The 21,750-nt window shown below is 45.9% G+C and carries 17 protein-coding genes and 1 pseudogene; 12 read left to right on the top strand and 6 right to left on the bottom strand.

The annotated features are described in order from the left end of the window. Positions 1-233 (top strand): annotated as a pseudogene (locus tag L5M10_RS08550) (IS4 family transposase); the annotation flags it as partial. A 373-nt stretch (positions 234-606) separates the two neighbouring features. On the opposite strand, the gene L5M10_RS08545 reads toward L5M10_RS08550, so the two are convergent. From L5M10_RS08545 to L5M10_RS08530, 4 genes are all read right to left on the bottom strand, one after another. Continuing rightward, on the bottom strand, positions 607-1,011 hold the full coding sequence (locus L5M10_RS08545) for a GreA/GreB family elongation factor (protein WP_028759523.1): 405 nt from the start codon (positions 1,009-1,011) through the stop codon (positions 607-609). Positions 1,012-1,608: 597 nt separating this feature from the next. Further along, complete coding sequence (locus L5M10_RS08540) at positions 1,609-1,743, bottom strand: DUF2474 domain-containing protein (RefSeq protein ID WP_105250029.1); 135 nt, start codon at positions 1,741-1,743, stop codon at positions 1,609-1,611. Positions 1,744-1,847: 104 nt separating this feature from the next. Next, on the bottom strand, positions 1,848-2,855 hold the full coding sequence (cydB, locus tag L5M10_RS08535; RefSeq protein WP_105250028.1) for a cytochrome d ubiquinol oxidase subunit II: 1,008 nt from the start codon (positions 2,853-2,855) through the stop codon (positions 1,848-1,850). A gap of 60 nt (positions 2,856-2,915) precedes the next feature. Next, a complete protein-coding gene (locus L5M10_RS08530) occupies positions 2,916-4,250 on the bottom strand; it encodes a cytochrome ubiquinol oxidase subunit I (RefSeq protein ID WP_263255173.1) in 1,335 nt (444 codons plus the stop codon). 158 nt (positions 4,251-4,408) lie between these two features. Here L5M10_RS08530 and L5M10_RS08525 point away from each other — a divergent pair, with 158 nt between their 5' ends. Both L5M10_RS08525 and L5M10_RS08520 read left to right on the top strand, forming a co-directional pair. Beyond that, positions 4,409-5,848 carry a PLP-dependent aminotransferase family protein gene (locus tag L5M10_RS08525; protein ID WP_263211575.1) on the top strand — a complete coding sequence of 480 codons (1,440 nt, stop codon included), beginning with the start codon at positions 4,409-4,411 and terminating at the stop codon, positions 5,846-5,848. A 122-nt stretch (positions 5,849-5,970) separates the two neighbouring features. Continuing rightward, on the top strand, positions 5,971-7,269 hold the full coding sequence (locus tag L5M10_RS08520; RefSeq protein ID WP_263255172.1) for an O-acetylhomoserine aminocarboxypropyltransferase/cysteine synthase family protein: 1,299 nt from the start codon (positions 5,971-5,973) through the stop codon (positions 7,267-7,269). A 120-nt stretch (positions 7,270-7,389) separates the two neighbouring features. On the opposite strand, the gene L5M10_RS08515 is transcribed toward L5M10_RS08520, so the two are convergent. Beyond that, positions 7,390-10,620 carry a DUF2339 domain-containing protein gene (locus tag L5M10_RS08515; RefSeq protein WP_263255171.1) on the bottom strand — a complete coding sequence of 1,077 codons (3,231 nt, stop codon included), beginning with the start codon at positions 10,618-10,620 and terminating at the stop codon, positions 7,390-7,392. A 204-nt stretch (positions 10,621-10,824) separates the two neighbouring features. After that, the gene (locus L5M10_RS08510; RefSeq protein WP_263255170.1) at positions 10,825-11,961 is read right to left on the bottom strand and encodes a methyltransferase; all 1,137 of its coding nucleotides are present in this window, start codon (positions 11,959-11,961) and stop codon (positions 10,825-10,827) included. A gap of 83 nt (positions 11,962-12,044) precedes the next feature. Here L5M10_RS08510 and L5M10_RS08505 point away from each other — a divergent pair, with 83 nt between their 5' ends. From L5M10_RS08505 to L5M10_RS08465, 9 genes are all read left to right on the top strand, one after another. After that, positions 12,045-12,659, top strand: a complete 615-nt coding sequence (locus L5M10_RS08505; protein ID WP_219235186.1) for an alpha-ketoglutarate-dependent dioxygenase AlkB family protein — start codon at positions 12,045-12,047, stop codon at positions 12,657-12,659. A 151-nt stretch (positions 12,660-12,810) separates the two neighbouring features. Next, entirely contained in the window at positions 12,811-13,131 is a 321-nt protein-coding gene (locus L5M10_RS08500) for a BolA family protein (protein ID WP_173246445.1), read from the top strand. A gap of 253 nt (positions 13,132-13,384) precedes the next feature. Continuing rightward, complete coding sequence (locus L5M10_RS08495) at positions 13,385-14,503, top strand: TRAP transporter substrate-binding protein (protein WP_263255169.1); 1,119 nt, start codon at positions 13,385-13,387, stop codon at positions 14,501-14,503. 167 nt (positions 14,504-14,670) lie between these two features. Continuing rightward, positions 14,671-15,180, top strand: a complete 510-nt coding sequence (gene luxS, locus L5M10_RS08490; protein ID WP_028761570.1) for an S-ribosylhomocysteine lyase — start codon at positions 14,671-14,673, stop codon at positions 15,178-15,180. A gap of 164 nt (positions 15,181-15,344) precedes the next feature. Continuing rightward, positions 15,345-17,399 (top strand): TonB-dependent receptor domain-containing protein, encoded by a 2,055-nt coding sequence (locus tag L5M10_RS08485; protein WP_263255168.1) that lies wholly within the window; start codon positions 15,345-15,347, stop codon positions 17,397-17,399. Positions 17,400-17,800: 401 nt separating this feature from the next. Next, entirely contained in the window at positions 17,801-19,135 is a 1,335-nt protein-coding gene (locus tag L5M10_RS08480) for a Na(+)-translocating NADH-quinone reductase subunit A (RefSeq protein WP_028761568.1), read from the top strand. Continuing rightward, positions 19,135-20,334 carry an NADH:ubiquinone reductase (Na(+)-transporting) subunit B gene (locus tag L5M10_RS08475; RefSeq protein WP_105250021.1) on the top strand — a complete coding sequence of 400 codons (1,200 nt, stop codon included), beginning with the start codon at positions 19,135-19,137 and terminating at the stop codon, positions 20,332-20,334. Before L5M10_RS08480 ends, L5M10_RS08475 begins: the two co-directional genes overlap by 1 nt. Continuing rightward, a complete protein-coding gene (locus L5M10_RS08470; RefSeq protein WP_028761566.1) occupies positions 20,327-21,115 on the top strand; it encodes a Na(+)-translocating NADH-quinone reductase subunit C in 789 nt (262 codons plus the stop codon). Before L5M10_RS08475 ends, L5M10_RS08470 begins: the two co-directional genes overlap by 8 nt. Further along, on the top strand, positions 21,115-21,747 hold the full coding sequence (locus tag L5M10_RS08465; protein WP_006080467.1) for an NADH:ubiquinone reductase (Na(+)-transporting) subunit D: 633 nt from the start codon (positions 21,115-21,117) through the stop codon (positions 21,745-21,747). Before L5M10_RS08470 ends, L5M10_RS08465 begins: the two co-directional genes overlap by 1 nt. Positions 21,748-21,750 lie beyond the last annotated feature (3 nt).

The following is a 21,750-nucleotide window of genomic DNA, read 5'->3' as shown; positions in this document are numbered from 1 at the left end:
TGATGGTTCAATGCCTGTTGTGGCTAGTTGGTTTACACGCACAGCAACAGGGCTGGGATAAGCATTTTCAGGCCAATACCATTGGGCATCGAACGGTACTCTCAACGATTCGCTTGGGATTGGAGGTACTCAGGCGGCCTGATTATCAAATCACGGAGAAAGAATTGCTGGCGGCCTGGGTATTATTCGCCAATCAGTTGCTCAAATATGGCTATGCTATGGCTGATTTATGAGGGGATCCTTCAGGGCGCCGTGCTAAACCTCTTAACCCCTTTGCTGTTTACTCTAAAGCGCTGCCATGACTTATACGTAAATAGTTGCAAAGAGTCGTTAATTGTAGTGTTAAACTTATCTAAAGTGTCTCTTTAATAAATATCGCGGCCAGTTAATGACTTCAAAATAACATTCCCTCTTATTATATTTTGTTGAAAATGCCGCTATAAGCCACCGCTAATAGCGAGTTCAAAGCATGTTGCCACTGAATTGAACATGCTCTATTTTAAAATGCTTACAACCTTATAATCATATCTTTAAAATTTTCTGAAATGTTATCAAGTAGCAATACTCAATAGCCATTTACAAAAAGTATGCCCAAATGATTTTTTCCTATACAGACTTTTTAGGTTGTTTTTTCGTTAAACTGACATCTTTAATCATAAACAGAACTGGTTTGCCTAAAATGCTCACCTCTGCCAATTCGCCCTTTGATAACCCAAGTAAGCTGACGCCTAAATCTGATATGACAGAGAAACGTCCTGCACTGGGTTTATGCCTTGGTGGATACACGAGTTCAATTTGGTACTCTTGCTGATCCTGCAGATTAACTAAGTGAATTTCTCGTCCCACAGTCACTTTATCACTCGTCGTATCATGCTTTAGCTGCTCAAGCTTACTAATCACGCCTGCCAAAGCCGTTGGGCGTAGAGAGGCATTAAAACTGTTTTGTAAATAATAGGTTTCAGTTTTTAGAATAAAATTCTGGAAAAGACCACTAAAAAAAGAATATGCCATTGCCGCCTCTGAAATAACAAAGTTAAAATATAAGCATAGAAATTAAAATGAGTATTACTCTGTGCTTATTTCACAAGAAGTTATAATTCTGCCGAGCGCGAGTGACGCTCGGCTTAGACTGGGAATTTGAGCGAGAGGCGGATTGAGCTTACTGAACTAGATGTGTTAGCTAACACATGGGAAAATAGTGATGAAAATGCAGTGCTAAACATAGTGTTACATCTCCAGTCAAAAGTTGATATTCGATTGATTATTTATTTTTTTGTATATCGATTTAGTATATCGGTCTTGCCATTAACTAAATAAGTAATTGCTTGGCTGATACCATAGGTCAAGTAAAAATATAAAGCAAGCCTAACTAAGCTAATCTTGCTGAATATACTGATAACAGTAAAGTTGGATTTAACATTTTTTTAACTTTGCCACATTGGGGGCTAGTCTTCGTCAATTTAATGCTAGCACTCGTAAAGTAAACTGAGCACTTGTTAATTTGGCGCAAATTAATTCAACCATTGAATATTCTAGTGCATTGTTGCTAGATGCTATGGGCACTAACTGAATTAAGCCTTAATATAAGCTTCTAAAGTCAATATTTACTTAGGTTGTTAAGCCCGCACCTTTTAAAAGTATTTTGATACACATAGAGACGAGGAACAGACAGCTTACGCTCGTACACCAAATCAGCACTAACCAGCCGAGTCGATAGGCGAGGGATTTCGTTTGGGTCGTCATGTTGATCTCCTGCATATGTAAAGTCATCTAAGGTGAATCAGCGACCTAAGCCAAGTTAGCTTAGGTCGCGTTTTGGGAAGCCTCTTCTTTTATCTGAGTCATGGCTAGTGATAGCCTGCATCCTTGGTCACTTTGCCGCGGAACACGTAGTAGCTCCAAAAGGTATAAACCAAAATCAGCGGGATGATCATCAGGGCGCCGACGAGCATAAAGCTCAGGCTGCTGTCGGGGGCAGCTGCCTGCCAAAGGCTGATGTTGGGTGGAATAATGTGTGGCCAGATGCTGATCCCTAAGCCACTAAATCCTAAGAAAATCAGCCCTAGAGTGAGTAGGAATGGCTGATAGTTATCATCACGATTTAGGGATTTTATCAAGGCCCAACTGCAGGCTAATACCAGTATTGGCACTGGGGCGAAGTAGAATAAATTCGGTAAACTAAACCAGCGCAGGGCAATATTGGGTTGCACGAAGGGGGTCCATAAACTGACTAAACCTATGGTCATAAGCAGGCATAAGGTCAGTGCTCTACCGAGTTGTTGCATGGTCGTTTTAAGCTCGCCTTGGCATTTTTTTACTAACCAAGTCGCGCCGAGCAGAGCATAGGCCAGCATAAGGCCAAATCCACAGAAAAGTGAGAAGGGCGTTAACCAATCGAAACTACTGCCGCTAAATTGTTGGTTACTCACCGAAATGCCGGAGATAAACGCCCCCAGCACTACGCCCTGTGAAAAGGTGGCCGTGATAGAACCAAACATAAACGCTTTATCCCAGAATGGTTTAGCTTCTGCGCCCGACTTAAATCTAAACTCAAATGCCACGCCGCGAAAAATCAATGCCAGCAGCATGATGAGCAGCGGTATGGTTAGCGCTTCGAGCACTATGGCATAGGCGAGGGGAAATGCACCGAGCAGACTAGCGCCGCCGAGCACTAACCAAGTTTCGTTTCCATCCCAAACGGGGGCGACGGTATTGACCATAATATCCCTGTCGTCCTCGTCGTGAATGAAGGGAAACAGTATGCCGATGCCGAGATCGAAGCCATCCATCACGATATACATTAAGGTGGCAAAAATGATGATCCCGAACCAAATCAAGGGTAGATCGAATTCCATAGTGAGCCCTTAAATATGTTTAAGATTGAATAAGTAAAACTAGATTCATTTACTTTAAAATTAATGGCTTGTTACCGCGATATCTGGCCCTTTGCGGATGAGTCGCATCATATATCGATAACCAACGCCAAAGATGCCGCAGTAACTGACGATGAAAATCCCTAGGCTGATACTCAGGTGGGTAACGCTGTGGGAAGACACGGCATCCTGAGTGCGCATGAACCCTTGGATCACCCAAGGTTGACGGCCAAGCTCGGTGGTAAACCAACCCGCTAGTGTGGCGAGCAATCCGGCGGGGCCGAGCACGAGTACAAATCGCAGAAAGTGTTTGTTGCTGTAGAGGCTGCCTTTGCGCCTGAGATAAGCACTCCACAGTCCAGCAAAAATCATCAATAAGCCTAAGCCGACCATGAGCCTAAAACTCCAGAACACTAACAACACATTGGGTCTGTCCTCGGCGGGATACTCAGTCAAGGCTGGCACTTGTTTGCTTAAATCATGCTTTAAGATCAGGCTCGCGAGCCCTGGGATTTCGAGGCTGAAGTGGTTTTTCTCTGCGTCCATATCGGGAATCGCAAACAAGATAAGCGGTGTGGGTTTGTCACCCTCATTACGCCAATGGCCTTCCATCGCCGCGACTTTTACAGGTTGATATTCAAGGGTATTTAAGCCGTGAAAATCACCAATTACAGCTTGCAGCGGCGCGACGATTAACGCCATCCACATCGCCATAGACAACATCTTGCGGATAGCGGGCGTGTCGTTACCTTTGAGTAAGTGCCAAGCCGCCGATGCGCCCACAAAGAAAGCCGATGAAATAAAGGCCGCCACTGTCATATGGGCTAAACGATAGGGAAATGAAGGGTTAAACACTATCTGAAACCAATCCACAGGAATGACGCGATTATTCACAATTTCAAAACCTTGGGGCGTCTGCATCCAGCTGTTTGAAGCTAAGATCCAGAAGGTTGAGATAATCGTGCCCGTGGCGACCATACAAGTGGCGAAGAAATGCAGGTTTTTGCCTACCTTCTGCTGACCAAATAGCATGACCCCCAGAAACCCCGCTTCGAGGAAGAAGGCGGTGAGGACTTCATAGGTGAGTAGCGGCCCAGTTACGCTGCCCGCGAAGGCGGAAAAAGCACTCCAATGGGTACCAAATTGATAGGCCATCACTATGCCTGAGACCACGCCCATGCCGAAGTTAATGGCAAAAATCTTCGACCAAAATTGATAGAGTTGTTGGTACACCTGATTCGCCGTTTTCAGCCATAAGCCTTCTAATACCGCCAGATAGGTGGCTAGGCCGATAGTGATGGCAGGGAAAATAATGTGAAAAGAGATGGTAAAAGCAAATTGGATCCTAGCGAGTACTGTGGCATCAAAATCAAACATAATTTCCTCGAGCGATAGGCATTTCTCGTTACAAAGGCATTGTTCTAGTCGCGTTCACTGAACCCTAAATTGGCTTGACGGTGAAAGCTTGTGTGCTATTAGACCATGGGATATGCTGGCTATAACAGACACAGAATATCTTGACTTGGCTATAACAGATGACGAAGTACGAGCAGTTAGCGCAGGAATTAAAGACACGAATAGCCCAAGGTGTCTGGCAGGCGGGGGATAAGTTGCCGTCGCTGCGCCAAACTGTGGCCGATTCGGGCTTGAGTCTGATGACAGTGCTCAATGCCTATCAGCTATTGGAAAGCCAAGGCGTGATCTCGGCGCAGGCTAAGTCTGGCTATTTAGTGGCGCCAAAGCCGGAATTAATCGCGCGGCAGGGAGAAGCCTTTCGTTATCCCGAGCGACAAAAGCCGATTTATCTTTCCGATACCGTGGATATTAATGAGTTTGTCTTCAATGTGCTGCAGGCTTCAAAGCAGGCGGACATAGTGCCCTTTGGCTCAGGATTTCCCGATCCTAGTTTATTCCCGCAACAAGCACTGGCGCGATCTTTGGTTAAGGTGACTCGGCACATGTCACCTTCTTTTGCCGCCGATAATTTACCGCCAGGAAATGCGGGATTGCGTAAGGCTATTTCCCAACGTTATGCCAAATTAGGCATGAGCATTTCGCCCGACGAAATCATCATTACCTCGGGTGCCATGGAGGCGCTCAACTTGAGTTTAGCGACGCTGACTCAAGCGGGGGATTGGGTTGTCATTGAATCACCGACCTTTTATGGTGCGATGCAAGCGATTGAGCGGCTTAAGCTTAAGGCCATTGCGGTCGCGACCGATCCACAACAGGGGATTGATCTCGAGGCGCTGGCAGAAGTGTTAAATACCTATCCAGTGAAAGCCTGCTGGTTGATGAGCCAACATCAAAATCCCTTAGGTTGCAGCTTATCGGATGCTAAAAAACAGGCGCTTTATCAGTTACTAAATAAGCATAAGGTCAGTCTGATTGAGGATGATGTTTATCAAGAACTCTATGTCGACTCGAGCGCGCCAAGGCCAGTAAAAGCCTTCGATACCGAAGGACGGGTGTTGCACTGCGGCTCATTTTCTAAGTCTTTGATTGCTGGTTATCGTGTCGGCTGGGTGGCGGCAGGATGCCATGCACCGCAGTTACAACGCTTACAAGTCATGTCGACGTTATCGACCAGTGCGCCGATGCAGCTCGCCATCGCCGATTTTATTCAGTCGGCGCAATATGAACGGCATTTGAAACAGTTACGTAAAAAGTTAGCCAGCCGTAAATTGGCCATGTATCAATTATTGTGCGCGCATCTGCCCGAATCTGTGGGGGTCAACTTCGCGCAGGGCGGCTATTTTCTCTGGTTAGCGCTGCCATCACACATGGACGCTACACAAATTTATTATCAGGCGATTGAGCGTGGGATCAGTATTGCACCCGGAAATCTCTTTAGTAATCAGGTCGAATTCCGCTATTTTATGCGTTTGAATGCCTCATACGAGTGCTCGCCAGAGATAGTCTCTGCAGTCGTGGTGCTGGCCGAACTTATCCGTAACTATTCGCGCCGAAGTTAAAGATGTGTCTAAAAAATTTTAGACTTCTAGATGTCTATCTGGTAGCTTGTTGAACATGCACAAATCTTGTGCAATTCTCAATGTCGATTGAATACTGGGCTGCTACGGATAAGGAAGGGAAAATGAAATTAGAGTCACTGGCATTACACCATGGTTATGAGTCAGAAGCGACCACGAAGGCGGCCGCAGTACCTATCTATCAAACGACCTCTTATACCTTCGATGATACCCAGCATGGTGCTGATTTATTTGACTTAAAAGTCGCTGGCAATATTTATACTCGGATAATGAATCCTACCACTAGCGTGCTAGAGCAACGTCTGGCGGCCATTGAAGGCGGCATAGGTGCGCTGGCCGTAGCATCGGGTATGGCGGCGATTACCTATGCGATTCAAGCCCTGACTCAAGTTGGTGATAACATCGTCAGCACCAGTCAGCTCTATGGCGGCACTTACAATCTGTTTGCCCATACATTGCCGCGCCAAGGCGTTGAAGTGCGTATGGCGGCTTTCGATGATTTTGAAGGCCTCGATGAGCTGATCGATGACAAAACTAAGGCCTTATTCTGCGAATCGATTGGTAATCCAGCGGGCAATATTGTCGATTTACAACGTTTAGCCGAGATTGCCCATAAGCATGGCGTGCCTTTAATTGTCGATAATACGGTCGCGACTCCAGTGTTATGTCGCCCCTTTGAGCATGGCGCCGATATCGTTATTCATTCTTTAACTAAATACATTGGTGGCCATGGCACGACGATTGGCGGCGTGATTATCGATTCTGGCAAGTTCGATTGGGTGACGAATAAGGAAAGATTTGCCTTACTTAATCAAGCCGATCCTTCCTACCACGGCGTGGTTTACACCGAAGCCTTTGGTCCTGCGGCATTTATTGGTCGTTGCCGTGTGGTACCGCTGCGTAATACCGGCGCTGCACTGTCACCGCACAGTGCATTTTTACTGTTGCAAGGCCTTGAAACCTTAAGCCTTCGAATGGAGCGCCATTGCTCGAATGCGCTAGCATTAGCCGAGTATTTAGTGTTGCATCCTGCGGTCAGTTGGGTGAACTACGGCGCCTTGCCGAGCAGCCCTTATCAGGATAATTGCCACAAGATCACTGGCGGAAAAGCTTCTGGGATAATCAGCTTTGGGATTAAAGCGGTCACAGCAGAAGAAGGTAAGCTTGCTGGCGGACGTTTTATCGATGCACTGCAGATGATCCTGCGTTTAGTGAACATTGGGGATGCGAAATCCTTGGCCTGCCACCCTGCGAGCACTACGCACAGACAACTCGATGCCGATGAACTGGCAAGGGCGGGCGTGTCTGAGGATCTTATCCGTATCTCGGTTGGGATTGAGCATATCGACGACATCATTAACGATGTGGCGCAGGCGCTCGATAAGGCACTGGTGAGCAAATAGCTCGTATCGAATAGTTCATATTAAATAGCCGATACCTCATCGCTTTATTAAATCGTTAACAGTAAAAAGCCGCCATCGATTCAATTCGATAGCGGCTTTTTTAGTGCTTTAAAAACGATGTTAATCTTGCTGCAGTCGATTTCTCGCCTTCTGATAGAAGTAAGAAACAGTCAGCAAAATAACCCCGATCAGCATAAAGGCAATCACCTTTTGCACTAGCTCGAAGGACGCCATATCCAGTAATAGCACCTTGAGCGTCGATAAGGTAAATAGCCCAGCAGCGAGGCGGATCATATCGGCATTTTGTGGTTTTAAGCTGATAAACATCAACACACTGCCATGGATAACCAATAAAATCGCGCTGAGTGGGGCGGCAATAATGTTATCGAAGCTATAACTCCACATGAAGTAACTTAAGGCGAGTAACAGATGCCAACCCCACTTAAGTCCTTGTAAAGGTAAGATGCGTCTATGTAAGCGTATTGCTGCACCGTGCTGCAAGATAAGCCTTGCTAGGAGCGCCAGTGATAAAAACTCGATTAACATAAACGAGGCATTATCACGATTAAGCCCGAGTGTTAGCTCAAAATGCAACATGATGGGCAGCAGGGCTAAGCCTAACGTTAGGCCATAGGCGAGATGGTAGCTTTCCTTTATTGCGGCTTGGATTTCGGCTGCGAGGGGGAATTTTGCGCTATATGAGGTTTGGCCTACAGATGCCTGACTTACACCTCTCAGGCTTAAACCTCTTTGGATTAGCAATGCAAAATAACCACTTAAGGCTAATGCTGTCATGGCTATTCCTACTAGCTCAGAATGATTAAAGCCATAAACGATCACGGCCAATACCAGTGCAAAGTAATAAGGGCTCAATTGCCATTGTAGTTGCAGTAAGGGGCGCCAATGCTCGGGTAATTGGCGATAACGAAGCAGTGTGAAGCCCATAAAGAGGGCGCCAACGGTTAGCGCCGCGAGTCCTTGCCAAGCGTGAATAAGGCATAGCGAGGCTGTCATCAGAACCGCTAGCCAAGTGAGGATTTTGGCTTCTATATTCAAACTCTTATGTTTAACAAAGTAGGCTAAACCTAGGCTCATAAAACTGCTCAGCCAGAGTGCAATAGCGGTATATTCCCAATGGTTGCGGATGATTTTGGGCAGCAGAATAAGCGGCAGCAGCAAATAGCAGAAGATTTGCATCGTATAAGCGGCTTTGGCAAGTAAGGCATCTTTATAGTGGCGACGATACCAATAATGGGCCAAGAGTAGGGCGATAAATAACTCAAACCGTGCCAGTTTTACCATAAGCGGCTGGGCACTAAAGCTAAAACTGCCTGTGAGCGTTATGCCTTCAACGACCTTAAACAGCAGCGGCAATAGTAAGAGCCAAGCAGCAAACTCGCTGATAACGAGTCTGTCCTTTGCGCTCAAATACAGCAGTAATAGGCTGACCAGTGGCAAGATGGCGAGGTAGTAATCGCTGCTCAGAAGGTAAGCCGCGAGGATAATTGTCGCCACATAAAAACCGCTTAATAGCTCTTTTAACACTCTGTTTAGCTGACTTTCTAGGGTCGAAAGTAACGTATGATGGAGTGTTAATAGCCGAATCACTAAGACTAAGGCGGCGCAACTTAAAGCCAGTGCTAACAGTGGAAAGCCAAAAGCTGACAAGGGAGAAATTGGCGCCCCATCGATAAAGCTTGATTCTAAAAGGCTCATGCCTGTCAGTACACTAGACGCATTGAGCCCTAATCCCATCAGCAGCAATACATAGCCTTCGGCGCGAACGGAAATCAGTTCTTCTTTGGTGCCTATCCACAAGAGTAATAAGGCTTCGAGCAGTAATACTAATCCAAGGAAATCGTGGCTGAGTAAATACAGTGCGGCAAATCCCGCAAAACTCCCTGCAAAGACTAACAATAAGCCGTTGCGGGCTTTTTCTAGGTTGCCTGTGCGCTTCCAATAGAGGGCTGCGCAAATCAGTGCGTTGGCCGCAAAGATTTCCCCTGCGAACTCAGTAAATTGCGTCAACTCTAATAACACAAAGGCGAGCAATGCTATCGGTAGGGCGAGTATGCGATTGCTTAGTGCATTATGTTTTTCATTCTGATGGGTAAACTGCTGGGTAAATAGTAGGCCTGTGATGCCGTAGAGATAAAAGAACGCATTAATACTGATAAGCGCGAGCAGACTGACGCCGCCAACGTCACTGAGTGGCAATTCAATGAAATAGTTAAAGGCTTCGATGCAGCCTATGTGCAACAGGGCGGTGATTTCCAGTAGCAGCGGCCACTTAAGTTTGCGACTCTGGGCAAGGGCGCCGGCACCAATAAGTAGTAAATAAGGCAGATACAATAGCGGCGCATAGCTTTGGGATAACAGCATCATAGGCGCGGTCGAGCCACCGACTAAGGCGATCACGGCGATCACTTTGGCATCTAAGCGCATCGACAGGCCATAACCCGCCAAAGTGATCAATAACAGTAAGATAAAACTCGCGCTATTGGGAATTAACTCAAAATACGGCCCAATAAAGTACGCGCAGAGATAATTAAGTATGAGTCCGAGTCCGACAATACCTGAGCCAAAATCCGCCATGCCCGCGCGTTTTTGGCGAATAAAAATCCCGCCCACTATGATAGCGTTCGCGCTGGCAAACCCGAGTAGTGCTTTGCCAAGTTCTGAAAACCAATGGTTGATTGAATATTGCAGTAAATAACCAAAGCCTAAGGTCAGGGTAATAATGCCTGCGACAGTCATCAAAAAGACAGGTCCTAATCCCTTAGCCTGATAATGATGGTAGAAAGATTTGACTTGCTCGTTGACTGCCGCAAAGGGTGCCATGACGGCCGCGAGTCCTTGGGATAACAACTCATCAAATTGACTCGCCGCTTGCACGCTTGCCTGCAATTTGACTTCATCACTCAGCTGTTGATTTTGTGCTTGAGAAAGGTGTTCGGTTTTAGCGGTTTGTTCTGTCGAGGTATTTTTCGTTTTTCTTTGCCAAGGGTCTTCTTGCCAAGGTTCACTTGGTATAGGGCCTTGCTGCCATGGGTTGGGTTCTGCTGGGGCTGGCTCTACGGAAGCTGGCTCAAGGGTTGGTGTTTGTGACGCATAGGTTAATGTAGGCGCGTTATCGGCGGCGGTGAGCACAGATGCAATTGATGAAGCATTCGCTGCCATATTCAGAGTGGTTTCAGCTGCGTCTTCAGTCGCAATTTGCTGACTTAAGGTCTCGAGTTTAGTGGAGAATTCTGCTAATTGACGACCGAGCGAAGATTGCTGCGATAAATGCAGCGATTGTAACTGTGCCAGCTCAGCTTTTAGTTGGGCAACGTCATCCTTTAACGGCATATCTCATTCCTAAGTGTTTAACTCATAAACCTTTGTCGGTAAGAAGTGTACTTGTATGTGTATTTTTCGGCTAGTTGTTGTTGATTTTTAGGAAATCTCCGACTGCGATTTTTCCAACATGTCATTGCTCAGCATAAAAAGAGCCCTGTATAAAAAAGAGCCAAACATTGCTGGCTCTCATTTAACGTGTCAATTTCGATGAGGTTATTTTTTCTGTGCCTGCAGGATCACAAATTTACCGTTGGAGGCGACTGTGGTGCAGTTCTTAAATAAGCGCTGTAATTTTACATGGTAAGCCAGATGACGGTTACCGACGATATGTAAGATCCCCCCCTCTTTCAAGCGACGGCGAGCATCTAAAAACATCTGCCAGGCGATATGATCGGTAATGGCTTCACCTTGATGAAACGGCGGATTACACAGCACCAGATCCGGTTGAACATCATCGGGCAGATGCGTCATGCAATCGTCCCAATAGAAGTGGCCTTTGTCTGCGGATAATTGATTGCGTGCCCAGTTTGCCTTGGCTGATGCGACTGCCATTTCAGAATCGTCGATAAAGTGAATGTCAGCCTCTGGGAATAACTGGGCGGTGCGTAACCCCAGCACGCCATTGCCACAGCCGAGATCAACAATCGACTTAAAATCCCCTTTGGGCAGATTCTCTAGCATGATGCGTGCGCCAATATCGAGTTTGTTGGCGGCAAACACATTACTTAAATTGCTGATCTCAAGTTGATATTCGGGTACGGCCCAAGTCACTTCTTTGGCTAATGGTCTTGGTTTGCCATCACTGACACAGGTGATCACTCGCGTGTTTTTCCACGCTAAACTGGCGCTTGCGAGGCCTAAATGCTTAGCAAAGATGTCGAGTAAGGCGCCATTAATCGATTTGGATTTGGCGGCCACTAATACACGAGTGCCTGCGGGTAACACTTGCGACAAGCGCGTTAGCTGGTGGGCAAAGTAGCTTAAGTTCTTAGGCAACTTCATCAATACTAGGGCTAAGTTTTCTGGCAAGGTATCGCGGCTGGTAAACCATTGCAGATTATCCATAGGCAACTGATTGCGGCCATGGTTTTGTTCTGTGCCTAAAAAGCTGGTTCTGGCATCGGTTTCAACACGCAGTGGCCAACATGGATTCAATTTAGATAAACCGCAGCTTAAGGCGCCGAAACTGTCGTTGATAATGGCAGTTGGCACGGCGGCTTGCTCTGACTCAATAAGGCTTTTGAGTAAGTGTTCATCGGCGGCATCCCAAGCTTGAAGATTAGATTCCTGCTGAGCTGGATACCGTAAGAGTTCGAGTTCAACACCCGCTACTGAAAATTGTGTTGTCATGTGCCACACTGCGCCAATAAATTTAAGGCGCAGATTATCGCAGATTTCATGGCGCAGTGCGACGGCTCACATGGAGGACGTCAATGCAGCAAGGTAAGTTAGGGTTTGATACAGAGGGTGATGCTCAAATTAAACCGCCCATCACCTTAGTGCGGGGTTATCTTAATGCTGAGCAGCAAGCGGCGCTAATGAAAGAAGCGCTGACCTATCCCTTAAATCGCCCTGAAATCCAAGTCTTTGGTCAGCTTCACGCGATTCCTCGCCAGCAAGTGTGGTTTGGCGATTTGGGCTGCGACTATTTATATTCAGGACTGTTTATCCGCGCCTTATCTTGGCCTAAATATGCTCACAAGTTGAGGGATAAGTTAGCGCGGGATTATGGTTTGGAGAGCAATGGGGTATTAGTGAATCGCTACGCCGATGGTAAAGATTGTATGGGCGCCCACAGTGATGATGAACCTGAAATTGCTCAGGGGAGTCATATTGCTTCTATTACCTTAGGCGCCACGCGGGATTTTGTGCTTAAGCATAAGCACAGCCAAACCAAGTACAGCATAAGTTTGCACAGTGGCGATCTACTGATCATGCACTGGCCTATGCAAAGTGACTGGTTACACAGTTTACCTAAACGTTTGAAAGTAAAAGAGCCGCGTTGGAACTATACCTTTAGACAACTCATCGTTAATTTCCATGGTTAATTGCCTCCCGCTAACTGCCTATGGTGAAGCACTGCGAAATATGGCTGATATAAAGTGGTGGGGCATCAACAAATTGAAAGTGTGAATTTGATCTTTTCAATTTGAAGCAGTACTCTGCGGCAACTGGATTTTCCCATTCTGAGACTCGAATATGTCCAATACTCATGTGCAGGGCACTGTGGCTAACACTATTTCGCAGAAATTAACCGAATGCTTCTCGCCGACCCATTTAGAAGTGATTAACGAAAGTAATCGTCACCATGTACCACCGAATTCAGAAACCCACTTTAAAGTTGTGCTGGTAAGCGAGCAGTTTGATGGCTTACGTTTATTAGCCCGTCATCGATTGGTCAACACTCACTTAGCCTATGAGTTAGCCAATGGCGTGCATGCTTTGTCTATTCATACTTTCACTCAAAATGAGTGGGATGCGAATGCACAAGTACCTAATACGCCAAATTGTCGCGGTTAATTAATCGCTCAGCAATACTGTTTAGCTTAGATTTCAAGGCCACTCTTCATAGAGTGGCTTTTTGTTTTAGGCCAACTTAAGACCGTTTTTGGATTTGCCGACCTTAGTTTCTAGTTTCCCTACCTTAGTTTCTGTGTTAACAATATGTTTTATTTTAAGAGGTTGGGCGATGTGATTGTCGATACCCATCCTGAGTGCATTTCCATGTCAGTTGGATCCATGTGCTCGTTTGACATCAGGGAGACTATTAAAAATGCGTAAGTTAGGGAGTTTGTTTATCTCAGTGCTGCTGATGGGACTGAGCGGTTGTAACCCCGTCTCCAGTGATGCGCAAAGCGTAGCTGCCTCCCATGCCGCAACTGATGTTCCCCACGCTTTACCTGCTATTGAATGGCGTCTTGCGACCTCTTGGCCGAAAAACTTCCCCGGTTTAGGCATGGCTCCTGAGCGTTTTGCGCATTTAGTCGATGAAATGTCTAACGGTCGGTTAAAGATTAGCGTTTATGGTGCGGGTGAGTTGATGCCCGCTTTTGCCGTATTTGATGGTGTGAGTCAGGGTAAAATTCAAATGGCCCACTCCGCTTCTTTCTACTGGAGAGGAAAAGCGCCCGCAGCGCAGTTTTTTTCATCGATCCCCTTTGGTATGACCGCGCAGGAAATAAATGGCTGGCTTCACTATGGTGGTGGTATGGAGCTGTGGACTGAAGTGTATCAACCCTTTGGTATTATTCCCCTTGCGGGTGGCAATACTGGGATGCAAATGGGTGGCTGGTTTAATAAACCCATCAATACCATTGCTGATTTTAAGGGATTGAAGGTCCGCATGCCGGGCTTAGGTGGTGAAGTGTTGAAACGCGTTGGTGCTGTACCTGTAAACATGGCGGGGCGTGAACTTTATGGTGCATTGCAAACGGGGGCGATTGATGCCGCAGAGTGGGTAGGGCCAGTGAATGATCTTGCCTTCGGTTTACATAAAGTGGCTAAGTATTACTATTACCCTGGTTGGCATGAGCCAGGTTCAAATATGGAATTCTTGATTAATACAGCTGCCTTTGAGAGTTTACCTGAGGATTTACAGGCCATAGTCAGAGTTGCTGCGAGAGCCATTAACCAAGATATGCTCGATGAATACACGACCCGTAACGTGACCGCCCTTGAAACGTTAGTGAAGGACGAAGGTGTGGAGCTTAAAGCGTTTCCACAGAACGTGTTGTTGGAGCTTGAGAAAATTTCCAAACAAGTGATTGAAGATCAAGCGAATCAAGATCCCTTAATGCGAAAGGTGTACGATGCCTACCACACGTATGAGCAAGGTGTGCGCCAGTACCATAAAATATCTGAGGATGCTTACAGTCAACAGCGTCAACACTAAATGATGGTTTTTTTACTGCAAACTGTCACATTAGCATCTGATTTATATGAGATGATTTCATCTTAGATTATCTTGTTATCGGCGTAATTCATTTGGTGTTATGCTTGCAAGCCATAAATAGACAGTTACAGTGGCGTTGATGTCGCCCTGAGAATTTGGAGATCCCTATGCCATTACTTGATAGCTTTACCGTCGACCATACTCGGATGAATGCCCCTGCGGTTCGTATCGCTAAGCATATGAGCACGCCAAAGGGCGATGCGATTACGGTATTCGATTTACGTTTTTGCGCACCGAATAAAGAGATCCTCAGTGAGCGTGGTATTCATACTCTAGAGCATTTGTTCGCGGGTTTTATGCGTGACCATTTAAATGGCAGCGATGTCGAGATCATTGATATTTCGCCAATGGGATGTCGTACCGGTTTTTATATGAGTTTGATTGGTGAACCCACAGAGCGACAAGTGGCCGATGCGTGGTTAGCCGCGATGGAAGATGTGCTTAAAGTGGTTGAGCAGTCTGAAATCCCTGAGCTGAACGAATACCAATGTGGTACGTATGAGATGCATTCATTAGAGCAAGCACAAGATATCGCCCGTAATATTATTGCGGCAGGCGTAAGTGTTAATCGTAATGACGATCTAAAATTAAGCGATGAAATTCTAGGTAACCTGTAATTGTTCGCACTCTTATAGTATGAGAGTGCTTCTTTAGTAAATTCAGTTTCCTGAAGTAAATAAGAGAAAGCGACGAGAGTCGCTTTTTTTTTCATTCAAATTCAGCTATTTTACAAGTTAATAACAAAAACACCGTACGCTAACAAAGTTTTTGGGAGCTTGGTATGCCTAGTCGTTACTTCACTGTATCACTTTGTGCAATTTCTGTATCTCTTGCCTGTTCTAGCACAACGTTCGCCGATGATCTTCACAGTCAAATGCTTGAATTGAACAAGCTCAATGACACATTTCATTCAACGTCTAATCGTTTAGCATTAGGTCAATTGACGGCTTTGACGGTTTTGCCTGCGGATCTGAGTGGAAATCCCGCGAGCATCAGCATGCGCAGCGCGACTCAAGGTATTGCGGTATTACAAGATAGAGTGTATTTCTCACCTGCGCCTTATTCTGCACCGCAATTACAACTCTTACCTAATCTGCTGCAACAACAGAGTGTTACTGCCACCCCGATGGCAAATATGGCTGTCGGTGGGCAAGGTGCGTTTGGGGTGGTGAGTTATCAAACCTTACCTGTTGCTGAGCAGACCGAGAATAGTAAGGCGACTCTCGAGGGCAATACCGATTCAGACTACAGTGTCGATATGAATTGGGGAGTTAAGCAAAAAGAGTATGGCATGATACTCGCGGTTAATTATGCAGATAATAGCGGCGCAGATCACTTGCTCAATGGTCAAGACACAGACCACCAAACGACAGACATCTTATTTAAAATCAACGCCGCGAGTTTACTCGGCGCCAGAAGTCCACAGGTGACTGAGTTTACTTACCAGTTTCTCGATGATGATAGTTATCGCTCTCAGCTTGGGTTAACACAGGCTGATTGGCAACAAGATCCTATGAGTTTGTATTCGGCCACTGCGGCGGATAAACATCAGGGGCGACATCATAAGTACCAACTGTCTCACCAAGTTACGCTCAATGGTGGGCATAAGGTCACCACAGACTTTTACTACCAGTCTTATTCGCAGCAATTAAACCAACTCAATCAATTTGATGGGCAAATGCTCGATGCCCAGAGTCTTGCTGCGTTGGCCGCATTTGAACGTCAGCCGACAGTCGATGGCGTCGAACTGGCTTCTTTACAGCAAGACAATGATTTCAGCTCCTTTGGGGCACAAACTGAATCAGTGAATCAGTATGGTGCCCATCAAATGATCTATAGCGCCCGTTATCATACGGATAAAGCCGAGATGCGCCTTGGCGATCAACAGAGTCTATGGCAGCAGGACTTGAGTTTAGTGAGTGATGCACAAAATGCGTTATTGGCCTATACCGACGATGCAACTGCATTTACTTCGGCAATCGATTCCTTGTTTAATTGGGACGAATTACAGATAAAGCTCGCGCTCGCCTATGAACAAGTGAGCGTCAATCGCAAGGTCGATTTAGCTTATGTAGGACTGGATGCGGCTGATTTCTCCGACAGCGATTGGATGCCACAACTCGGTGTTTTATATGATGCTGGAGATTGGCGCTTTAGTACGGATATTCGCCGCTCATGGACCGCCGCAAGTGCGGGGAATCTTGAGCAAGAGGCGCAGGTATCATTGCAATATCAAGTCAGTGTCCAATATGCCAGTGAGCATTTTAGTGCTGACATCAAAACCTACGTTCAAGATTTTGATAATCTTCATGTGAATTGTGATGCGTATGCGCAATGTGCTGACAGTCGTTTGTGGGTTCAAGGCAATGTCGTGGATGTACTGACCAAAGGAGTTGAGCTGAGTCTTGGCTACCAGTGGGATATCGGTAGTGTACAGTTACCATTAGTTTTTAATTATCAATATTCGAATTCGGAGTATCAAACCAATAGCTGTAACGAAATCCAAGGTTGCGTTGTGGCTGGTGATAGAGTGGCTTGGTTACCTGAGCAGCAATTGCATTTTAGTGCTGGAATGAAATATGCCGAATATGAATTGAATGCAAATGTCTTTTATCAATCCGAGCGGGAAATGGGCCAATTTGGCGCTGAATTACAACCTATCGCAGTACAATGGCGAGTAGATTTGGCGGCGAATTATCATTTTAACCGTCACCATGAGATTTATTTTAGGGTAGAAAACCTCTTAGATGAGACATTAGTCACAACAGCATCAAATAGCGGAATTCGATCGGAAAATGGACGTATTAGCTATTTAGGTTATCAATGGCGCTTTTAAATTGAGTTTTATTTTGTTTGAATTTAAATCAATTGAAACAAATAAGATCGATTTCGGCTGCGTTTAGTGGACGTTTCGACTTTTTGCTAAATTAAATCTTTAATTATTAATGCTATAGTACCCAGTGGCCGTAATATTCTCTCTTTCTGATCAGTCACTAGGTCGGAAGGTGAACGCCGTAGCGCATGATTCTTTTCAATCCGTATTTTAGGTTTGAAATCACCTATAATTTTCGTGGCGATGCCAAGTCAATTGGGGTAAAATGCGCGCGACCAGCGTGATTGCGATCGCATTTCTGTGATAAATCTGCGCTAGCTCAATGCAGTAGGTTTTGTTTAAAACCTAAGTATTTAGCAGGAACGCGGCGCATTGTCTTTCCTTCAAACGTAGTGCTTGTGGATATGATTACAATTAAGAAAGGATTGGAACTGCCTATAGCAGGCGGACCAGAGCAAGTTATCCATAATGGCCCAGCCATTAAACATGTAGCTACTTTGGGTGAAGAGTATATTGGCTTACGTCCAACGATGAAGATCAAAGTGGGCGATAAAGTACAAAAAGGCCAAGTTCTTTTTGAAGATAAGAAGAATTTAGGCGTTAAATATACGGCTTTAGCCAGTGGTACTATATTAGACATTAACCGGGGCGCCCAGCGTGTTCTGCAGTCTGTTGTCATTGAAGTGGAAGGAAACGACAGCGTTGCCTTTGCTAAATATGATGCCACTGCACTCGATACGCTCGACTCGCAGTTAGTCCGTGACAATCTGATTGAATCAGGTTTATGGACTGCTTTGCGTACTCGTCCTTTTAGCAAAGTTCCTGCTGTAGACTCTTCTGCTGCTGGTATTTTTGTAACCGCAATAGATACTCAACCTCTTGCCGCTGATCCCGTTGTGGTGATCCGTGAGCATAAAGAAGATTTTGCTAATGGTCTTAAGGTCTTAGCAAGACTTACTGACGGTAAAGTTTACCTTTGTAAAGCGCCTGGCGCTGATATTCCTGCCGCAAACGCCCAAGTTGAAGAATTTGCCGGTGTGCACCCTGCAGGATTAGTCGGTACTCACATTCACTTCTTATTGTCTGCCTCTGCAAAACGTACCGTTTGGCATATTGGTTACCAAGATGTAATAGCAATTGGTCAGCTATTTACGACGGGTGAACTCAATACCGAACGTGTTATTGCGATCGCAGGCCCTAAAGCGGCTAAGCCAAGACTCGTACGCACTGTTGTGGGCGCGAGCATGACTGAATTAACCGCAGGTGAAGCCTTAGATGGCAATGTTCGTCTAATTTCAGGCTCTGTTCTGAATGGTCGTACAGCCGTTGGCCCACAAGGGTATTTAGGTCGTTACCATGTTCAAGTAAGTCTGTTAGAAGAAGGTACAGAGAAAGAATTTTTAGGCTGGGTATTACCAGGCTCAGACAAATATTCTATCACTCGTGCATTCTTAGGACATCTTGCTCCTTCTCGTCTGTTCAGCATGACGACCAGTACAGGTGGTTCAGACCGCGCTATGGTGCCAATTGGTAACTATGAGCGTGTAATGCCATTGGACATTCTTCCTACTATGTTGTTGCGTGACTTGATTTCAGGTGACTTTGACGGTGCTGCTACTTTAGGCGCGTTAGAGTTAGATGAAGAAGATCTCGCACTGTGTACGTTCGTATGTCCAGGCAAGTATGACTACGGTTCATATCTGCGTGACTGTCTAGATACGATCGAGAGGGAAGGCTAATGAGCTTGAAAGATTTTTTCGAACGTATTGAACCCGACTTTGAAAAAGGCGGTAAATACGAAAAGTTTTATGCCCTATTCGAAGCGGCATACACGATTTTTTATACCCCAGGTAAAGTGAACAAGGGCAAAACCCATGTTCGCGATAACCTCGACCTAAAACGTATGATGATTACGGTTTGGGCTTGTGCTTTCCCAGCGATGTTCGTGGGTATGTACAACGTAGGTTTACAAGCTCAATTAGCTTTAGTGGCTGGTTTTGCTACCCCTGACGTATGGCAAGTGAGCTTGTTCAGCATGTTCGGTACCGAACTTACGGCAAACTCTGGCTGGCCTGCGCTGATGTGGTATGGCGCCTGTTTCTTCCTACCTATCTACGCGGTGACCTTTGCCGTCGGTGGTATCTGGGAAGTGCTGTTCGCCTCTATCCGTGGTCATGAAGTCAACGAAGGTTTCTTCGTTACCTCTATCCTGTTTGCTTTAACGCTGCCAGCAACTATCCCATTATGGATGGTGGCGCTGGGTATCACCTTCGGTGTGGTCGTGGCGAAAGAAGTGTTCGGTGGTACAGGGCGTAACTTCTTAAACCCAGCACTAGCGGGTCGTGCCTTCTTGTTCTTCGCTTATCCGTTGAATATGTCAGGTGATACCTCATGGGTTGTGGCTGACGGTTACTCAGGTGCAACTGCACTGAGTCAAGCGGCGTCTGGCACTTTAGATTACGCAATTAACCAAAACTGGTGGGATGCGTTCTTCGGTTTCATTCCAGGTTCAGTGGGTGAAGTGTCTACATTAGCGATTCTGTTAGGTGGTTTGGTCATCATCTACACGCGTATCGCTTCATGGCGTATCGTTGGCGGTGTAATGGTGGGCATGATTGCCATTTCTACGCTGCTTAACGTTGTCGGTAGTGACACTAATCCAATGTTTGCAATGCCTTGGTACTGGCACTTAGTGTTAGGTGGTTTTGCGTTTGGCATGATGTTTATGGCGACAGACCCAGTGTCAGCGTCATTTACTAACCAAGCTAAATGGGCATACGGTATCTTGATCGGTGCAATGGCTGTGTTTATCCGCGTGATTAACCCTGCATTCCCTGAAGGCATGATGTTGGCAATTTTGTTTGCTAACTTGTTCGCGCCATTGTTCGACCACTTCGTGGTTCAGGCAAATATCAAGCGGAGGATTGCCCGTGGCTAGTAATAAAGATTCGTTCGGCAGAACCTTATTTATCGTCGTTGGCCTGTGTCTAATTTGTGCGATATTTGTGTCTACTGCAGCAGTGTTACTGAGACCGACTCAAGCAGAAAATAAACTGCTTGATAAGCAAAAGTACATTCTGGAAGCCGCTGGTCTTATCGATACTAAAGCTGGCAAAGTGACCAAAGCGCAAATTCTGGATACATACGGCAAACACATCGAAGCTAAACTGGTCGATTTGAAAACGGGTGCTTGGGTTGAGGGTGTTGATGCTGACACTTATGATCAACGTAAAGCGTCTCGTGATGTGAAAACCTCATTTGTACCTGAGAATGACATCGCTTCAGTGAAACGTGTTGCTGATAAGGCTGTGGTTTATCTTGTTCGTGACGGCCAAGGTAAATTAACCAGTGTCATTCTGCCAATCCATGGTTATGGCCTATGGTCTACTATGTATGCCTTCCTTGCTATGGATGCTGATCTAAACACAGTGCAAAGCTTAGTCTACTACGAGCACGGCGAAACGCCGGGCTTAGGTGGCGAAGTGCAAAATGCTCAGTGGAAAGCGAAATGGCATGGCAAAAAGTTATTTGATGAGCAAGGTAAACTCGCTATCAGCGTAACGAAAAACCCAACTGTTGCTAGCACTGAGTACGGTGTAGATGCATTATCTGGCGCAACCTTAACGAGTAACGGTGTACAACATTCACTGACATTCTGGTTGGGTAAAGAAGGTTTTGCGAGTTTCATTGAAAAAGCACGCAATGGAGGTCTCAACTAATGTCTGACGCTAAAGAACTGAAACAGGTTCTGACCGGACCTATAGTCAACAACAACCCGATTGCTTTACAAGTACTTGGTGTATGTAGTGCATTAGCGGTAACGAGCAAGCTCGAAACTGCACTGGTAATGGCGTTGGCGTTAACTGCGGTAACTGCGTTTTCGAACCTGTTTATCTCAATGATCCGTAATCATATTCCAAGCAGTGTGCGTATTATCGTACAGATGACCATTATTGCCTCTTTGGTAATCGTGGTTGACCAATTGCTGCAGGCTTATGCTTATCAGATCTCTAAGCAGCTGTCGGTATTCGTCGGTCTGATTATTACGAACTGTATCGTAATGGGTCGTGCCGAAGCTTACGCGATGAAAACACCGCCAATGATGAGCTTTATGGATGGTATCGGTAACGGTTTAGGTTACGGTGCGATTCTGTTAGCTGTTGGCTTCGTACGTGAATTGTTTGGTAACGGTTCTCTGTTCGGTGTTGAAATCCTGCACAAGATCTCTGATGGCGGCTGGTACCAACCAAACGGTCTGCTACTACTGCCTCCGAGTGCGTTCTTCCTGATCGGTGTTTTGATTTGGATTATTCGTACCTATAAGCCAGAGCAAGTTGAAGCAAAAGGGTAAGTG

The organism is Shewanella sp. SM32, assembly GCF_025654235.1.
GTDB lineage: Bacteria > Pseudomonadota > Gammaproteobacteria > Enterobacterales > Shewanellaceae > Shewanella > Shewanella oncorhynchi.
This window is presented reverse-complemented; position numbering and strand designations above follow the sequence as displayed.

Coding starts and splice junctions, on each gene's coding strand:
- L5M10_RS08480 (WP_028761568.1), top strand. CDS start 17,801: ATGATTACAATTAAGAAAGGATTGGAACTGCCTATAGCAGGCGGACCA.
- L5M10_RS08510 (WP_263255170.1), bottom strand. CDS start 11,961: ATGACAACACAATTTTCAGTAGCGGGTGTTGAACTCGAACTCTTACGG.
- L5M10_RS08530 (WP_263255173.1), bottom strand. CDS start 4,250: ATGTTTGATTTTGATGCCACAGTACTCGCTAGGATCCAATTTGCTTTT.
- cydB (WP_105250028.1), bottom strand. CDS start 2,855: ATGGAATTCGATCTACCCTTGATTTGGTTCGGGATCATCATTTTTGCC.
- L5M10_RS08500 (WP_173246445.1), top strand. CDS start 12,811: ATGTCCAATACTCATGTGCAGGGCACTGTGGCTAACACTATTTCGCAG.
- L5M10_RS08515 (WP_263255171.1), bottom strand. CDS start 10,620: ATGCCGTTAAAGGATGACGTTGCCCAACTAAAAGCTGAGCTGGCACAG.
- L5M10_RS08545 (WP_028759523.1), bottom strand. CDS start 1,011: ATGGCATATTCTTTTTTTAGTGGTCTTTTCCAGAATTTTATTCTAAAA.
- L5M10_RS08505 (WP_219235186.1), top strand. CDS start 12,045: ATGCAGCAAGGTAAGTTAGGGTTTGATACAGAGGGTGATGCTCAAATT.
- L5M10_RS08465 (WP_006080467.1), top strand. CDS start 21,115: ATGTCTGACGCTAAAGAACTGAAACAGGTTCTGACCGGACCTATAGTC.
- L5M10_RS08485 (WP_263255168.1), top strand. CDS start 15,345: ATGCCTAGTCGTTACTTCACTGTATCACTTTGTGCAATTTCTGTATCT.
- L5M10_RS08520 (WP_263255172.1), top strand. CDS start 5,971: ATGAAATTAGAGTCACTGGCATTACACCATGGTTATGAGTCAGAAGCG.
- L5M10_RS08525 (WP_263211575.1), top strand. CDS start 4,409: ATGACGAAGTACGAGCAGTTAGCGCAGGAATTAAAGACACGAATAGCC.
- L5M10_RS08495 (WP_263255169.1), top strand. CDS start 13,385: ATGCGTAAGTTAGGGAGTTTGTTTATCTCAGTGCTGCTGATGGGACTG.
- L5M10_RS08475 (WP_105250021.1), top strand. CDS start 19,135: ATGAGCTTGAAAGATTTTTTCGAACGTATTGAACCCGACTTTGAAAAA.
- L5M10_RS08540 (WP_105250029.1), bottom strand. CDS start 1,743: ATGACGACCCAAACGAAATCCCTCGCCTATCGACTCGGCTGGTTAGTG.
- luxS (WP_028761570.1), top strand. CDS start 14,671: ATGCCATTACTTGATAGCTTTACCGTCGACCATACTCGGATGAATGCC.